Genomic DNA, 13,328 nt, shown 5'->3' with positions numbered 1-13,328 from the left:
TTATCAGACAGGACCCCACGTGGTGACCAACCGCCGCCTCACCCAGCAGGACATCGCCCGCATGGCCGGTGTCAGCCAGACCACGGTCTCGCTGGTGCTGAACAACCGGTCCGACGCGGACGTGCGGATCGCGCCCGAGACCCGCGAGCGCGTGCTGCGCGTGATCCGCGAGACCGGGTACGTCGCCGACCCGGTCGCCCGGCGGCTCGCGGAGCGGCGCAACCGCATCCTCGGCGTGTTCACCTACGAGGCGGTCTTCCCGACGGCGAGCGCCGACTTCTACCACCCGTTCCTCGTCGGCATCGAGGAGTGCGCCGAGGAGATCGGCTGCGACCTGCTGCTGTTCACCAGCGCCAAGGCGTCGGGGGAGCGGCGGCGGATCTTCAACGCCGACAGCCGCATCCGCCTGGCCGACGGATGCGTGCTGCTCGGCCGCACGGTCGATCGCGACGACCTGGCCCGCCTGCTGACCGAGAACATCCCCTTCGTGTCGGTCGGCCGCCGCGACGACGCGGGCGGGCCGGTGCCGTACGTCGGGGCCGACTACCCGCCGGCCGTACGCGCACTGGTCGAGCGCGCGTACGGGCTCGGCCACCGGCGGCTGGCCTACGTCGGAGCCGGGACGGGCGCGGAGTCCCCGGCCGATCGCATGCGCGGCTTCCGCGAGGCGGTCGCCGCCGTCGGGACGGAGTGGATCCACGTGCCTGTGGCCGATCGCGGGCCGGGGGACGTCCTCGACGACCTGGCCGCGGCGGGCGTGACCGCCGCGTTCGTGGAGGAGTCCGCGGACGGCGTCGCGATCGTGCAGGCCGCCAGGGAGCGCGGCGTCGACGTGCCCGGCGAGCTGTCGATCCTCGCGCTCGGCGCCCCCACGCGGCCGGTCCACGTCGAGATCGACTTCACGGGGTTCCGCATCCCCCGGCGCGAGATGGGCCGCAGGGCCGTGGAACTGCTCGCCCTGGTGCTCGAACGCGGCGGAACGCCCCAGGAACTGCTGCCGTGCGAGTTCGTGGAGGGATCGACCCTCGCCCCCGCACGGTCCGAGGAAGGAAGGTAATCGCACGTGAGCGAGACAACGGCGGACGCGCTGGTCGTCGGCGGAGGGCTCGGCGGCGTCGCCGCCGCTCTGGCCCTGCTGCGGGCCGGCCGCACCGTGGTCCTCACCGAGGAGCACGACTGGCTGGGCGGCCAGCTCACCAGCCAGGCGGTGCCGCCGGACGAGCACTCGTGGGTCGAGCGGTTCGGCGTGACGGCGAGCTACCGGGCGCTGCGCGACGGGATCCGGCGCTACTACCGGGACCACTATCCGCTGACCGAGCGGTCCCGGGCCTGGCGCGAGCTGAACCCCGGCGCCGGACACGTGAGCCGCCTGTGCCACGAGCCGAGGGTCGCGGTCGCCGTCATCGAGGCGATGCTGGCGCCCTACCGGGGGTCCGGACGGCTGCGGGTGCTCCAGCCGTACCGGCCGGTGGCCGCGGAGGTGGACGGCGACCGGGTGACGAGCGTGACGGTGGAGCACCGCGACGGCGGCGGCCGGACCACGGTCACGGCGCCGTACGTGCTCGACGCCACCGAGACCGGCGAACTGCTGCCGATGACCGGCACCGAGTACGTCACCGGGTTCGAGTCGCAGGCCGAGACCGGGGAGCCGAGCGCGCCCGCCGAGGCGCAGCCGCTCAACATGCAGGCGGTCTCGGTGTGCTTCGCGATCGACCACGTCGACGGCGACCACACCATCGACAGGCCCGCCTCCTACGGGTTCTGGCGGGAGTATCAGCCGCCCTTCTGGGGCGACCGGCTGCTGTCGTGGCGCTGCCCGCACCCCCGCACCCTGGAGATCGTCGAGCGGTCGTTCACCCCCAACCCCGACGACGATCCGCTGTCGGTGGTGGCCGACCAGCGGCTCAGCCCCGGCGACGCCAACCTGTGGACCTTCCGCAGGATCGCCGCCCGGCGCAACTTCGTCCCCGGCACCTACGACAGCGACATCACGCTCGTCAACTGGCCCATGATCGACTACCTCGAGGGGCCGGTCGTCGACGTCCCGGACGCGGGCAGGCACCTCGCCGCGGCCCGCGAGCTGTCGCTGTCGGTCCTCTACTGGCTGCAGACCGAGGCGCCCCGGCCGGACGGCGGAACCGGCTACCCCGGCCTGCGGCTGCGCGGTGACGTCACCGGCGGTGCCGACGGTCTCGCCCAGGCCGCCTACATCCGGGAGTCGCGGCGCATCAGGGCCCTCTACACGGTGGTCGAGCAGGACCTGTCCCTCGCGGTACGCGGCGACAAGGGCGCGGTCCGGTACGCCGACTCCGTGGGCGTGGGGATGTACCGCATCGACCTCCACCCGAGCACGGGCGGCGACAACTACATCGACGTGGGCTGCTCGCCGTTCGAGATCCCCCTCGGGGCGCTCATCCCCCGGCGGACGACCAACCTGCTGCCCGCCGGCAAGAACATCGGCACCACGCACATCACCAACGGGGCCTACCGGCTGCATCCGGTCGAGTGGAACATCGGTGAGGCGGCGGGCGCGCTGGCCGCCTTCTGCCTCGACCGCGGCACGACCCCGCACGCCGTACGTGAGGGCGACACCCTCCTCGACGACTTCCAGCGCCGTCTGACGGACGACGGCGTCGAGCTCCGCTGGCCGCAGGTCGCCGGCTACTGAAAATCACGAACTTCGGGGGACGCACGGTAAGGAGACCGACGATGAAACCACTCGGGAGGCTGGCGGCCCTCGCGACGGCCGCGTTGCTCGCCACGGGGTGCGGCGGCGGGAACGCCGCCGCGCCGGCGGCGAGCGGCCCGCAGCCGCTCCGCATGACGATCTGGACCTCCAACGAGGCCCACCTGAAGCTGTTCAACGAGATCGCGGCCGAGTACCGGAAGTCGCACCCGGACGTCGGGGAGATCAAGTTCGACCCCATCCCGTTCGAGAGCTACACCACCACGCTCACCACCCAGATCGCCGGCGGCAAGGCCCCCGACCTCGCCTGGATCCTGGAGGGGTCGGCGCCCGACTTCGTCTCCTCCGGGGCGCTCGTGCCGCTGAAGGGTGTGCTCGGCAAGGCGCAGGGCTACGACCTGGCCGACCTGACCCCCGCGGCGACGAAGCTGTGGGAGAAGGACGGCGAGCTGTACGCCTACCCGTTCTCGACCTCGCCCTTCGGCGTGTTCGTCAACGAGGACCTGCTCAAGGCGGCCGGACAGAAGACCCCCGAGGAACTGATCAAGGCCGGGAAGTGGACCTGGGACGAGGCCCTGGCCATGAACGCCGCGGTGGCGAAGAAGGAGGGCAAGGGAGGCCTGATCATCCGCGACTTCGATTACAAGAACTGGGACAACCTGGCCTCGTTCTGGGGTGGCTGGGGCGCCAGGGCGTGGAGCGACGACGGCAGGACCTGCCAGTTCGACAGTCCCGAGATGGTCGAGGCGATGACGACCCTCCACAAGGCGATCTTCACCGACAAGGCCCTGCCCGGTCCCGGGACCAGCGTTGACTTCTTCGCCGGCGAGGCCGCCATGACGATCACCCAGATCTCCCGGGCGTCGCTGCTGCAGGACGCGAAGTTCAAATGGGACCTGGTGCCGCTGCCGGCCGGGCCCAAGGGGGAGTACGCCGTGTTCGGGCAGGCCGGCATCGGCGTGCTGAAGAACTCCCCGCACGCCGACCTCGCGGCAGACTTCCTCACCTTCTTCACCGACCCGGCCAACTCCGCCAAGCTCGCGGCGTACTTCCCGCCGCCGCGGGCCGCCCAGCTCACCTCGGAGACGCTGGCCAAGAGCAACCCGCTGCTCAAGCCCGAGCAGTTGCAGCGCGTGGTGATCGACGGCATCGCCAAGGGCGTGGTCAAGCCCAACCACGCGGGCCAGGCGGAGCTGGCGCAGACCGTCCGGGCGGCGCTCGACCCGCTGTGGCAGCCGGGCGCCGACGTCAAGACCGTGCTGGACGGCGTCTGCGCGAAGATCCAGCCGATGCTGGGCGCGTGACGTGGCGGTGACGGAGATCGACTCGCGGGTGACGGCACGGGCCGCCACCCGCGGGGTCCCCTTCTGGAACACCCGCCGCCGGGACGTGCTCGCGGGCTACCTGTTCATCGCTCCCCAGCTCGCCGGAAGCGTCCTGTTCGTGCTGCTGCCGCTGGCGCTCGTCGGGTGGTACAGCCTGCACGAGTGGAACGTGCTGGCCGGCACCTTCCAGTTCACCGGCGGCGACAACTACGCCAAACTCCTCGGCGACGCCAACCTGCGCTCGGTGCTGTGGGCGACCGCGCTGTTCTCCGTGGGCCTGGTGGCGCTCAACCTCAGCCTGGCCCTCCTGCTGGCGGTGCTGCTCAACCAGCGGTTGCGCGGCACGACGTTCTTCCGGGCGCTGTTCTTCTCGCCGGTCGTGGTGTCGCTGGTCGCCTGGACGATCGTCTGGCAGTTCCTGCTCCAGTCGAACGGCGGGATCAACGGCGTGCTCGGCGCGTTCGGCGTCACCGGGCCGAACTGGCTGCGCGGCGAGGCAACCGCGATGGTCTCGGTGATCGTCGTGCAGGTGCTCAAGAACGTGGGCCTCAACATGGTGCTGTTCCTGGCCGCCCTGCAGGGCGTGCCCAAGCAGCTCTACGAGGCCGCCCAGCTCGACGGTGCGGGCGCGTGGACCAGGTTCCGGCGGATCACGATCCCGCTGATCAGCCCCACGATCCTGCTCACGTCGATCATCACGGTGGTCGGGTCGCTCCAGGTGTTCGCCCAGATCGCGGTGCTCACCCAGGGCGGTCCCGGCATGTCGACCACCGTGCTCGTCTACTACCTGTACCAGCAGGCGTTCCAGTTCCACCACTTCGGGTACGGCGCGACCCTGTCGGTCGTGCTGTTCGCGATCGTCGCGGCCCTCACCCTCGTGCAGTGGCGGATGCGCCGGAAGTGGGTCTTCAATGAGTCGTAGAGCGAAGACCGCGGTGTACGGGCTGCTGTGCGTGCTCTGCGTGCCGTTCGTCTTCCCCACGTGGTGGATGGTCACCTCGTCGTTCAAGCCGGTCGGCGACATCTTCGCGTTCCCGCCGTCGCTGCTGCCCGGCCGGTGGGACGTCACCGCGTACCGGCAGGTGTTCCAGCTCCAGCCGTTCGCGCAGCAGTACTGGAACAGCCTCTACATCGCGCTGGTGGTGACCGCCGGCACGATGGCGGTCGCGGCGCTGGCCGGGTACGCCTTCGCGCGCATCCGCTTCCCCGGGCAGAACGTGCTGTTCTTCGTCGTGCTGCTCGGCCTGCTCATCCCGAGCGAGGTCACGATCGTGCCGCTGTTCCAGCTGTTCAACGGGTGGGGGTTGACCGACACCCACTGGCCCCTGATCCTGGTGCCGATCTTCGGCGCGCCGAGCGTGCTGGCGACGTTCATCATGCGGCAGTTCTTCATCAGCCTGCCGGGCGAGCTGGAGGAGGCGGCCCGGGTGGACGGTCTCGGGCGGTTCGGCACGTTCGCCCGGGTGGCGTTGCCGCTGGCCCGGCCCGCTCTCGGCGCGGTGGCCGTCTTCACCTTCCTCCATTCCTGGAACCTCTACCTCGAACCGATCGTGTACCTGTCGTCCCCGGAGAAGTTCACGCTGCCGCAGGTGCTCACGCAGTTCGTCGACGCGTACGGCGGCCCGATGTGGAACGTGCAGCTCGCCGCGGCCTCGATGACGGCGATCCCGGTGCTGGTCGTGTTCGTCGTGGCGCAGCGGCAGTTCATCGAGGGGCTGGCTCATACGGGACTGAAAGGCTGAGGATGCACCCCAACCTCGACCCCGAGCTGAGGGCGGCCGTCGAGCGGGAGCCGCCCGCGTTCGCGAACCTGTCGGACGCGACGTACGAGGACCTCCTGGAGCTGCGGGCCCGGCGGGCCGCCGGGCTGGCCGTGGCGGCGCAGCCGGTGGGCGAGGGAGTCCGCGTCGAGGATGTGGTCGTCCCCGGCCCCGGCGGCGACCTGCGGCTGCGCGTCTACCGGCCGGCCGCCCAGGACGGCCCGCTGCCGGGGGTGTACTGGATCCACGGCGGCGGCATGGTGCTCGGCAGCCCCGAGGCGGACGACGCCCGTGCCGGGTCGTACGTGCGTCGCGTCGGCTGCGTGGTGGTGTCGGTGGACTACCGGCTCGCACCCGAGCACCCCCATCCCGCGCCCGTGGAGGACTGTTACGCCGGTCTCGCCTGGACCGCCGCTCACGCGGGTGATCTCGGCGTCGACGCCGGCCGGCTGGCGGTGGGCGGCGTGAGCGCCGGCGGCGGGCTCGCCGCGGGGACCGCGCTGCTCGCCCGCGACCGCGGCGGGCCCGCGCTCGTCTTCCAGCTCCTGCTGTGCCCGATGCTCGACGACCGTGAGATCACCACCTCCGGCCGCTCCTTCGAGGACGCCGTGACGTGGAACCGCGGCTCCAACCGGTTCGGCTGGGCGGCCCTGCTCGGCGACGCCGCCGGAGGCGAGGACGTGCCGGTGTACGCCGCCCCCGCGCGGGCCGCCGACCTGTCCGGCCTTCCCCCGGCGTACGTGGACGTGGGCGAGCTCGAGGTCTTCCGCGACGAGTGCGCCGACTACGCGCTGCGGCTGGCCCGGGCCGGGGTGTCGGTCGAGTTCCACCTCTGGCCGGGGGCCTTCCACGGCTTCGACACCGTCGTGCCCGGTGCGGCACTCAGCCGCCGGGCCCGTGCCGAGCGCGTCGCCGCCCTCACCCGTGCCCTGCGTTGAGGGTCTAGCCGCAGTACATCCACGTGCCTGCCGGGGTGCCGCCGCGGGCGAGGGGCTTGGAGCCGATCCTGACCGCCCCGGCGAACTGGACGCACCGGTGGTCGACGCCGTAGATGTGCACCGGGCCCGCGAACCACTTGTACTTCTCGCTGCCGCTGGCGGCCCCCTTGTCCGGGCCGTCGTACTTCTTGTTCCGGTTCCTGTCCACGAAGAGTTCGACGTACAGGTAGCTGGTCTTGCCGATGGAGGAGGACGCCACCCGGGCGATGGCGCATTTCGCGTGCGCGGTGGGGCTCTGGTACAGCGTGACGGTGCCGTACGACTTCCCGTCCTTGGCCCCCTGGGTCAGCGGATAACTGGCCACCTTGCGGTACGACTGCCCGCACGACCCCTTGGGATAGGCCTGCGCCGGTCCGGCGGACACCAGAGTGAGGGCGGTGGCGATGGCGACGGTCATGCCGCCCGCGACCCAGCGAGTGATCTCCAAAGGCTCTCGTCGGATCATCGATCACCCCAGATGCGTGGATATGGGCATGATCACGCTAGCAGCCGAGGCGGACCGTGCGGACGTAGTAGAGGAGAGCGCCGTGGTCTCAGGGGCGCTGCTCGCGTTCGGCGAGGAGGCGGGCGGTCTCGTCGGATACCTCGCTCGCGAGGACCGCCGAGACCACGTCGATCAGATGGCTGGTGAACAGGCGGTCGTCCCGGGCCGGGGGGCCGCTCGCCCGGCGGGCCAGCTCGACGTACGTCATGCGGATCGCCATGAAGCGCTGGTGCAGGCGTACGGCGGCCTCGGGAAGCAGGGGGGCGACCAGTTCACGCCAGCGGTCGATGCTGCCGCCGCCGTCCTCGGGGAGGCTGGGCGGCACGCGGTGGACCAGTTGCTCCATGACGCGCAGATAGTCCCGCCCGCCGTCGGGGTCGGCCAGCTTGGCGGCGGCCGGGCGGACGAGCGCGGCGGCGAGCGAACGCAGGGCGTCGGCCTGCGGCAGCGGGCCGCGTGCCTCGTACTCGTCCAGAAGCTGGTGGCGTCGTGCCTCGATCTCCGGCCGGTGCTTGGCGAGCACCGCCTTCAGCAGCCCGGCGCGGTCGCCGAAGTGGTACTGCAGCGCGGTGGAGTTGCGCTGCCCGGCGGCGGTGTTGATCTCGCGCAGCGACACCGCGTCGATGCCGCGCTCGGCAAACAGGCGTTCCGCGGCGTCCACGAGCCTCCGGACCGTGGTCTCCGCCGCCATCGTGCCTCCCTTGTCGCTCGTACGGCCGAAGGATACGGTATTTCAGGCGAACGCATTATTTGACGTGTCAGTCGCATTATCGTGCCCGAGGGAGGGCCATGGCCATCGACTTCACGCTCGCTCCCGAGCACGAGGAGATACGCGCGCGGGTGCGGACGTTCGTCCAGGAGACGGTGATCCCTGCGGTGAAGCCGTTCGAGGACTCCGAGGAGAAGGTCCTCACCCGCGAGGAGTACCTGCGCACGATCTTGGCCCTGCGCCGCAGGGCCAAGGAGGAGGGGCTCTGGCTGCCGCACATGCCCAAGGAATGGGGCGGCATGGGCCTCGGCCACGTCGAGCTGGCCATGGTGCAGGCCGAGGCGGCCAAGACCAGGCTCGGCCCGTGGGTGCTCAACTGCGCGGCCCCCGACGAGGGCAACATGCACACGCTGCTGCACTGGGGCACCGACGAGCAGAAGGAGCGCTACCTGCGGCCGCTACTCGACGGCGTGAAGATGTCGTGCTTCGCGATGACCGAGCCCGAGGTGGCCGGCTCCGACCCGACCCTCATCCGTACGAGCGCCGTGAAGGACGGCGACGAGTGGGTGATCAACGGGCACAAGTGGTTCATCTCCAATGCCCGCAGGGCGAGCTTCGCCATCCTGATCGCCAAGACCGAGTTCGACCTGCCGGAGGGCGCACGGGGCGCCAACACGGCCTTCCTCGTGGACCTGCCCGCCGACGGCTGGAACGACGTACGCGAGATCGAGACCATGCACGGTTCCACCGGCCACAGCGAGATCGTCATCACCAACCTGCGCCTGCCGGACTCCGCCGTGCTCGGCGGGCGGGGCAACGGCCACCGGCTGGGCCAGTACCGCCTCGGTCCGGCCCGGCTGGCGCACTGCATGCGCTGGATATCGCAGGCGGAGACGGCCTTGGACATGATGGTGGGCAGGGCGCTGGACAGGTTCAGCCACGGATCACTGCTCGCCGACAAGCAGGGCGTGCAGTGGATGATCGCCGACTCGGCCATGGAGCTCTACCAGTGCAAGCTCATGGTCCTGCACGCCGCCTCGAAGATCGACAAGGGTGAGGACTTCCGCACCGAGGTCTCGATGGCCAAGCACTTCGTGGCGAACAGCCTGAACCGGATCGTCGACCGGGCCATCCAGGTCCACGGGGCGCTCGGCTACTCGACCGACACTCCGCTGGCGCACATGTTCCAGCACGCGCGATGGGCGCGATTCGCGGACGGCGCCGACGAGATCCACCAGATGCGCATCGCCGAGCGCACCATCGAGGCGTACCGGGCCACCGGCTCGACCAGGGCCGCAACGGGAGGACTGCCGCTGTGAACACCGACGACATCTCCGGCAAGGTCGCGCTCGTCACCGGGGGCGCGGGCGGCATCGGCGCGGGTGTCGCCCGCCGCCTGGCCGCGTACGGCGCGCATGTCGTGCTGGCCGACGTCGACGCCGAGGCCGGCGCGCGCACCGCCGAGGAGATCGGCGCCGCGTTCGTGCGGACCGACGTGTCGCGGCTGGAGGACAACCAGGCCGCGGTCGCGCTCGCGGTCGAGCGGCACGGGCGGCTCGACCTCGCCTTCCTCAACGCGGGCGTCGCCTCGGGGTTCGGGCTCGGCGAGGACTTCGACCTCGCCCGCTACCGGCGCGTGATGGGGGTCAACCTCGACGGCGTCGTCTTCGGCGTGCACGCCGCGCTGCCCGCGATGCGGGCCGGGGGCGTGATCGTGGCCACCGCGAGCATGGCGGGGATCGTGGACATCCCCTCCGATCCCGTCTACGCGGCCAACAAGCACGCGGTCGTCGGGCTCGTCCGCTCGCTCGGCCCGCAACTGGAGCCCCTCGGCGTCCGGGTGCAGGGGCTGTGCCCGTCGTTCGCGGACACGGCGATCCTCGACGCCGAGGCCAAGGCGCTGCTGGACGAGCTGAAGTTCCCGATCCTCGACGTCGAGACGGTCGTCGACGCGTTCTTCTCGCTGCTGGCGAGCGAGGGCACGGGCGAGTGCTGGTTCGTGGTGCCGGGCCGCGAGAGCCAGCCCTTCGCCTTCCGCCGCGCCCCCGGCCCTCGCTGATCGCCGTCCCCGGTCAGGAGCCGGAACCCACCTGGCGGCGGCCTCGACGACCCGCCGCCGGGTCTGTTCCCGGCCGATGGCCGCGACGCCCACCGCAACTGGGAACGCCTCACGTCGCGCGCCGCGAACCCCCACCTGGCGTGCGGGGCCCGATGATCGGTTCCCGATAATGTGTTCGGCAGGAGCCGCCGGGGCGACGGCCGGGTGGAAGCGGAGCGAGGGCGAGCGCGATGAGCTGGGCGGACTTCCAGTACGAGATCTATCTCAGCGGCATGACCGGGGCCGTGCCCCGGCTGCCGACCGACCTGACCCGGCTGGAGGAGATGGCCGAGAGGCGGCTCGGGCCGGGTCCGGTCGGCTACGTCGCCGGCAGTGCGGGCAGCGGGCGCACCGAGCGCGCCAACCGCGAGGCGCTCGACCGCTGGCGGATCGTGCCGAGGATGCTGCGCGACGTGCGTGAACGCGACCTGTCGGTGACCGTGCTGGGCAGGCGGCTGCCCGCGCCGCTGGCACTGGCGCCGATCGGCGTGCTGTCGATCATGCATCCGGAGGCCGAGCGGGCCGCCGCCCGCGCGGCCGCCGCGACGGGCGTGCCCTTCATCCTGTCGTCGGCCTCCAGCACGCCGATGGAGGACGTCGCGGCGGCCATGGGGGACGGCGAGCGGTGGTTCCAGCTCTACTGGGGCAAGGACCGCGAGGTCACCCTCAGCTTCCTCGCCCGGGCGAAGGCGGCGGGGTTCACCGTGCTCGTCGTCACCCTCGACACGCCGCTGCTGGCCTGGCGGCCCCGCGACCTCGACCAGGCCTACCTGCCGTTCCTGCGGGGCGTCGGCACCGCCAACTACTTCACCGACCCGGCGTTCCAGGCCGGGCTCGCCCGGCCCGTGCACGAGGACCCGAACGCCGCCGTACTGCACTTCGTGGGGATGTTCGGCGACCCGGGCAAGACGTGGCCGGACCTCGCGCTGCTGCGCGAGCACTGGGACGGCCCGATCGTGCTGAAGGGTGTCCTGCACCCCGACGACGCCCGCCTGGCCGCCGACGCCGGAATGGACGGCGTCGTCGTCTCCAACCACGGCGGACGCCAGGTCAACGGCTCGATCGGGGCGGCCGACGCCCTGCCGGCCGTCGCCGACGCCGTGGCCGACCGGCTCACCGTGCTGTTCGACGGCGGCATCCGCACCGGGGACGACGTCGTCAAGGCGCTCGCGCTCGGCGCCAGGACCGTGCTGCTCGGCCGTCCGTACGCGTACGGACTGGGCCTGGACGGCCAGGCGGGGGTGGAGCACGTGATCCGCTGCGTGCTGGCGGAGACCGATCTCACCCTGGCCCTTTCCGGCTGCGCCGGGGTCGCCGCGCTCACCCCGGACCTGCTCACCCGGATCTGACTGCCGCCGCGCCCGGCCCCGGTGCCTCGATCACGTGGCCGAACCGAGGTCCTCGGCCAGGGCCTCCTCCTCGAGTTCCTCCCGCCGCGCGGCGGCCGGGCCGGCGGCGGCCGCCTCGGCCGCCTGGGCGCGCTCGGCCTCGCCGAGCTGCCGATGCGCGGTGGTGAGGACGACCGCGCCGAGGAGCACGGCCGCGGCCCCCATGTAGAACGGCGCGTGCTGGCTGTCGAAGTGCTCGGCGAGCTTGCCCGCGACGAAGGGTGCGAGACCGCCGCCGATGAAGCGGATGAAACCGTACGACGCGGAGGCGATGGGCCGCTCCACGGGCGAGATGGTCATGACCGCCTGGGTCGTGACCGTGTTGTTGACGCCGATGAAGACGCCGGCCACGATCACGCCGCAGATCACGGCGATCCGGTTGTCGGTGAACAGCGCGATCACCAGGATGTCGAGGCTGAACAGCACGAGGTTGGCGTACAGCGTGCGGGCGATGCCGAAGCGGGCCTGCAGTCGCGGGGCGCCGAAGACCGAGAAGATCGCGACGAGGATTCCCCAGCCGGTGAAGACGAGGCCGAGCTGGTGCTCGTCGAGCTCCATCGGGTAGGGCGCGTAGCCCAGCACGGTGAAGAAGCCCCAGTTGTAGCAGAGCGCGGTCAGGCCCAGGATGAGCAGGCCGCGGTGACGCAGGGCCTTGATCGGCGCCGCGATGCCGGTCTTCGTCGCCGGCGTGGGCGTCGGGCGCACCAGGGTGACGGTGGCGATCAGCGCGATCGCCATCAGGACCGCGACGCCGTAGAACGGGCCGCGCCAGCTGATGCCGCCGAGCACGCCGCCCAGCAGGGGGCCGACCGCGATGCCGACGCCGAGCGCGGTCTCGTACAGGATGATCGCTCCGGCGAAGCCGCCGCTGCTCGACGCGACGATGACCGCGAGCGAGGTGGCGATGAACAGGGCGTTGCCGAGGCCCCAGCCGGCGCGGAAGCCGACGATGCCGCCGATGCTGCCGGACGTCCCGGCGAGGGCGGCGAACACCACGATCAGGGCGAGGCCCACGATGAGGGTGCGCTTGGCACCGATCCGGCTGGAGACCCACCCGGTGACCAGCATCGCCACGGCGGTGACGACCAGGTAGCTCGTGAACAGCAGCGACACCTGGCTGGGCGTGGCGTGCAGCTTCGTGCTGAGGGCGGGCAGGATCGGGTCTACCAGCCCGATCCCCATGAACGAGATCACGCAGGCGAAGGCGACGGCCCAGACCGCCTTCGGCTGCTTGAACGGGTTGGAGACAGGGGCATGAGCAGAGCTCACCGGACCTCCTGGAAATTAGCGAGGGGGAGCGCCCTGATCCCTACTCGTCCGCCGTGCCCTCGAGCAGGCGCCGGAGCAGGGGGAGGAACTCGCCGGCGACCCGCGTCAGCTCACGCAGCTCGCCGGGGGACAGCGTGCCGAGCATCTCGGTGAGCCGCTCTCTGCGCCGCCGGCGCCGCTCGGCCAGCAGCGCCCGGCCGGCGTCGGTGACGCTGACCCGCACCGCGCGGCCGTCGAGGTCGTCGACCGCCCGGCATACCAGGCCTTCGCGCTCCAGGCGCTGCACGAGCTGGGTCATCGACGGCTGGGTGACGGCCTGCCGCGCGGCCAGGACGCTCAGCCGCTCCGGGCCGTTGCGGTCCAGGTACGACAGGGTCGTCGCGGCCGTGAGGCTGAGATCGCTCTGCGCGGACAGCCGCCGTACGGCGAGCACCGCGAGGTCGTCCAGGACGGCCGCGACCGCCTGGGACTCCTCCGGGGGATCGGCGCTCGGGGTGACGGACACAGGTGTTCCTCCGGACGGGAACCGAAATTACATAGGAAGCTTATACAACCCTACGGAGTGCACCACATCGCCCCCCCTCGTCGAGGGCTCAGCGGGCCGCTGCGAG

At 71.5% G+C, this 13,328-nt stretch carries 13 protein-coding genes; 9 read left to right on the top strand and 4 right to left on the bottom strand.

Annotated features, from left to right (window positions below; genetic code table 11):
- Positions 1 to 19: 19 nt before the first annotated feature.
- From HHX35_RS20100 to HHX35_RS20075, 6 genes are read left to right on the top strand one after another with little or no spacing between them, the layout of a single operon-like run.
- Complete coding sequence (locus HHX35_RS20100; RefSeq protein WP_220505641.1) at positions 20 to 1,057, top strand: LacI family DNA-binding transcriptional regulator; 1,038 nt, start codon at positions 20 to 22, stop codon at positions 1,055 to 1,057.
- A 6-nt stretch (positions 1,058 to 1,063) separates the two neighbouring features.
- Positions 1,064 to 2,668, top strand: coding sequence for an FAD-dependent oxidoreductase (locus HHX35_RS20095; protein ID WP_182900286.1), 1,605 nt, complete (start codon positions 1,064 to 1,066; stop codon positions 2,666 to 2,668).
- Between the two features lie 41 nt (positions 2,669 to 2,709).
- The gene (locus tag HHX35_RS20090; protein WP_182900285.1) at positions 2,710 to 3,990 is read left to right on the top strand and encodes a sugar ABC transporter substrate-binding protein; all 1,281 of its coding nucleotides are present in this window, start codon (positions 2,710 to 2,712) and stop codon (positions 3,988 to 3,990) included.
- 1 nt (position 3,991) lies between these two features.
- A complete protein-coding gene (locus HHX35_RS44665) occupies positions 3,992 to 4,933 on the top strand; it encodes a carbohydrate ABC transporter permease (RefSeq protein ID WP_220505640.1) in 942 nt (313 codons plus the stop codon).
- Positions 4,923 to 5,753 carry a carbohydrate ABC transporter permease gene (locus HHX35_RS20080; protein WP_182900284.1) on the top strand — a complete coding sequence of 277 codons (831 nt, stop codon included), beginning with the start codon at positions 4,923 to 4,925 and terminating at the stop codon, positions 5,751 to 5,753. The genes HHX35_RS44665 and HHX35_RS20080 overlap by 11 nt, the downstream gene beginning before the upstream one ends.
- Positions 5,754 to 5,755: 2 nt before the next feature.
- A complete protein-coding gene (locus tag HHX35_RS20075) occupies positions 5,756 to 6,709 on the top strand; it encodes an alpha/beta hydrolase (RefSeq protein WP_220505639.1) in 954 nt (317 codons plus the stop codon).
- A 4-nt stretch (positions 6,710 to 6,713) separates the two neighbouring features.
- On the opposite strand, the gene HHX35_RS20070 is transcribed toward HHX35_RS20075, so the two are convergent.
- Positions 6,714 to 7,196 carry a hypothetical protein gene (locus HHX35_RS20070; RefSeq protein ID WP_182900283.1) on the bottom strand — a complete coding sequence of 161 codons (483 nt, stop codon included), beginning with the start codon at positions 7,194 to 7,196 and terminating at the stop codon, positions 6,714 to 6,716.
- 106 nt (positions 7,197 to 7,302) lie between these two features.
- Positions 7,303 to 7,944 carry a helix-turn-helix domain-containing protein gene (locus HHX35_RS20065; protein ID WP_139576761.1) on the bottom strand — a complete coding sequence of 214 codons (642 nt, stop codon included), beginning with the start codon at positions 7,942 to 7,944 and terminating at the stop codon, positions 7,303 to 7,305.
- 98 nt (positions 7,945 to 8,042) lie between these two features.
- Here HHX35_RS20065 and HHX35_RS20060 point away from each other — a divergent pair, with 98 nt between their 5' ends.
- From HHX35_RS20060 to HHX35_RS20050, 3 genes are all read left to right on the top strand, one after another.
- On the top strand, positions 8,043 to 9,281 hold the full coding sequence (locus tag HHX35_RS20060) for an acyl-CoA dehydrogenase family protein (RefSeq protein ID WP_182900282.1): 1,239 nt from the start codon (positions 8,043 to 8,045) through the stop codon (positions 9,279 to 9,281).
- Positions 9,278 to 10,021 (top strand): SDR family NAD(P)-dependent oxidoreductase, encoded by a 744-nt coding sequence (locus HHX35_RS20055; RefSeq protein WP_182900420.1) that lies wholly within the window; start codon positions 9,278 to 9,280, stop codon positions 10,019 to 10,021. The genes HHX35_RS20060 and HHX35_RS20055 overlap by 4 nt, the downstream gene beginning before the upstream one ends.
- Before the next feature lie 230 nt (positions 10,022 to 10,251).
- Positions 10,252 to 11,409 (top strand): lactate 2-monooxygenase, encoded by a 1,158-nt coding sequence (locus tag HHX35_RS20050; RefSeq protein ID WP_182900281.1) that lies wholly within the window; start codon positions 10,252 to 10,254, stop codon positions 11,407 to 11,409.
- A 30-nt stretch (positions 11,410 to 11,439) separates the two neighbouring features.
- On the opposite strand, the gene HHX35_RS20045 is transcribed toward HHX35_RS20050, so the two are convergent.
- Together HHX35_RS20045 and HHX35_RS44660 are read right to left on the bottom strand one after the other, a co-directional pair.
- A complete protein-coding gene (locus HHX35_RS20045) occupies positions 11,440 to 12,717 on the bottom strand; it encodes an MFS transporter (RefSeq protein ID WP_182900280.1) in 1,278 nt (425 codons plus the stop codon).
- Positions 12,718 to 12,757: 40 nt separating this feature from the next.
- Positions 12,758 to 13,222: a MarR family winged helix-turn-helix transcriptional regulator gene (locus tag HHX35_RS44660; protein ID WP_220505638.1), complete on the bottom strand. Its 465-nt coding sequence runs from the start codon at positions 13,220 to 13,222 to the stop codon at positions 12,758 to 12,760.
- Between the last annotated feature and the right edge of the window lie 106 nt (positions 13,223 to 13,328).

The organism is Microbispora sp. H10830 (assembly GCF_014161375.1).
Taxonomy (GTDB): domain Bacteria; phylum Actinomycetota; class Actinomycetes; order Streptosporangiales; family Streptosporangiaceae; genus Microbispora; species Microbispora catharanthi.
Note: the sequence above shows the minus strand (reverse complement) of the source record. Positions and strands in the feature narration are given on the sequence as shown.

Bases quoted from the DNA above. Each gene is read 5' to 3' on its own strand.
- HHX35_RS20060 (WP_182900282.1), top strand. From the start codon at position 8,043: ATGGCCATCGACTTCACGCTCGCTCCCGAGCACGAGGAGATACGCGCG.
- HHX35_RS20080 (WP_182900284.1), top strand. From the start codon at position 4,923: ATGAGTCGTAGAGCGAAGACCGCGGTGTACGGGCTGCTGTGCGTGCTC.
- HHX35_RS20090 (WP_182900285.1), top strand. From the start codon at position 2,710: ATGAAACCACTCGGGAGGCTGGCGGCCCTCGCGACGGCCGCGTTGCTC.
- HHX35_RS20050 (WP_182900281.1), top strand. From the start codon at position 10,252: ATGAGCTGGGCGGACTTCCAGTACGAGATCTATCTCAGCGGCATGACC.
- HHX35_RS20075 (WP_220505639.1), top strand. From the start codon at position 5,756: ATGCACCCCAACCTCGACCCCGAGCTGAGGGCGGCCGTCGAGCGGGAG.
- HHX35_RS20065 (WP_139576761.1), bottom strand. From the start codon at position 7,944: ATGGCGGCGGAGACCACGGTCCGGAGGCTCGTGGACGCCGCGGAACGC.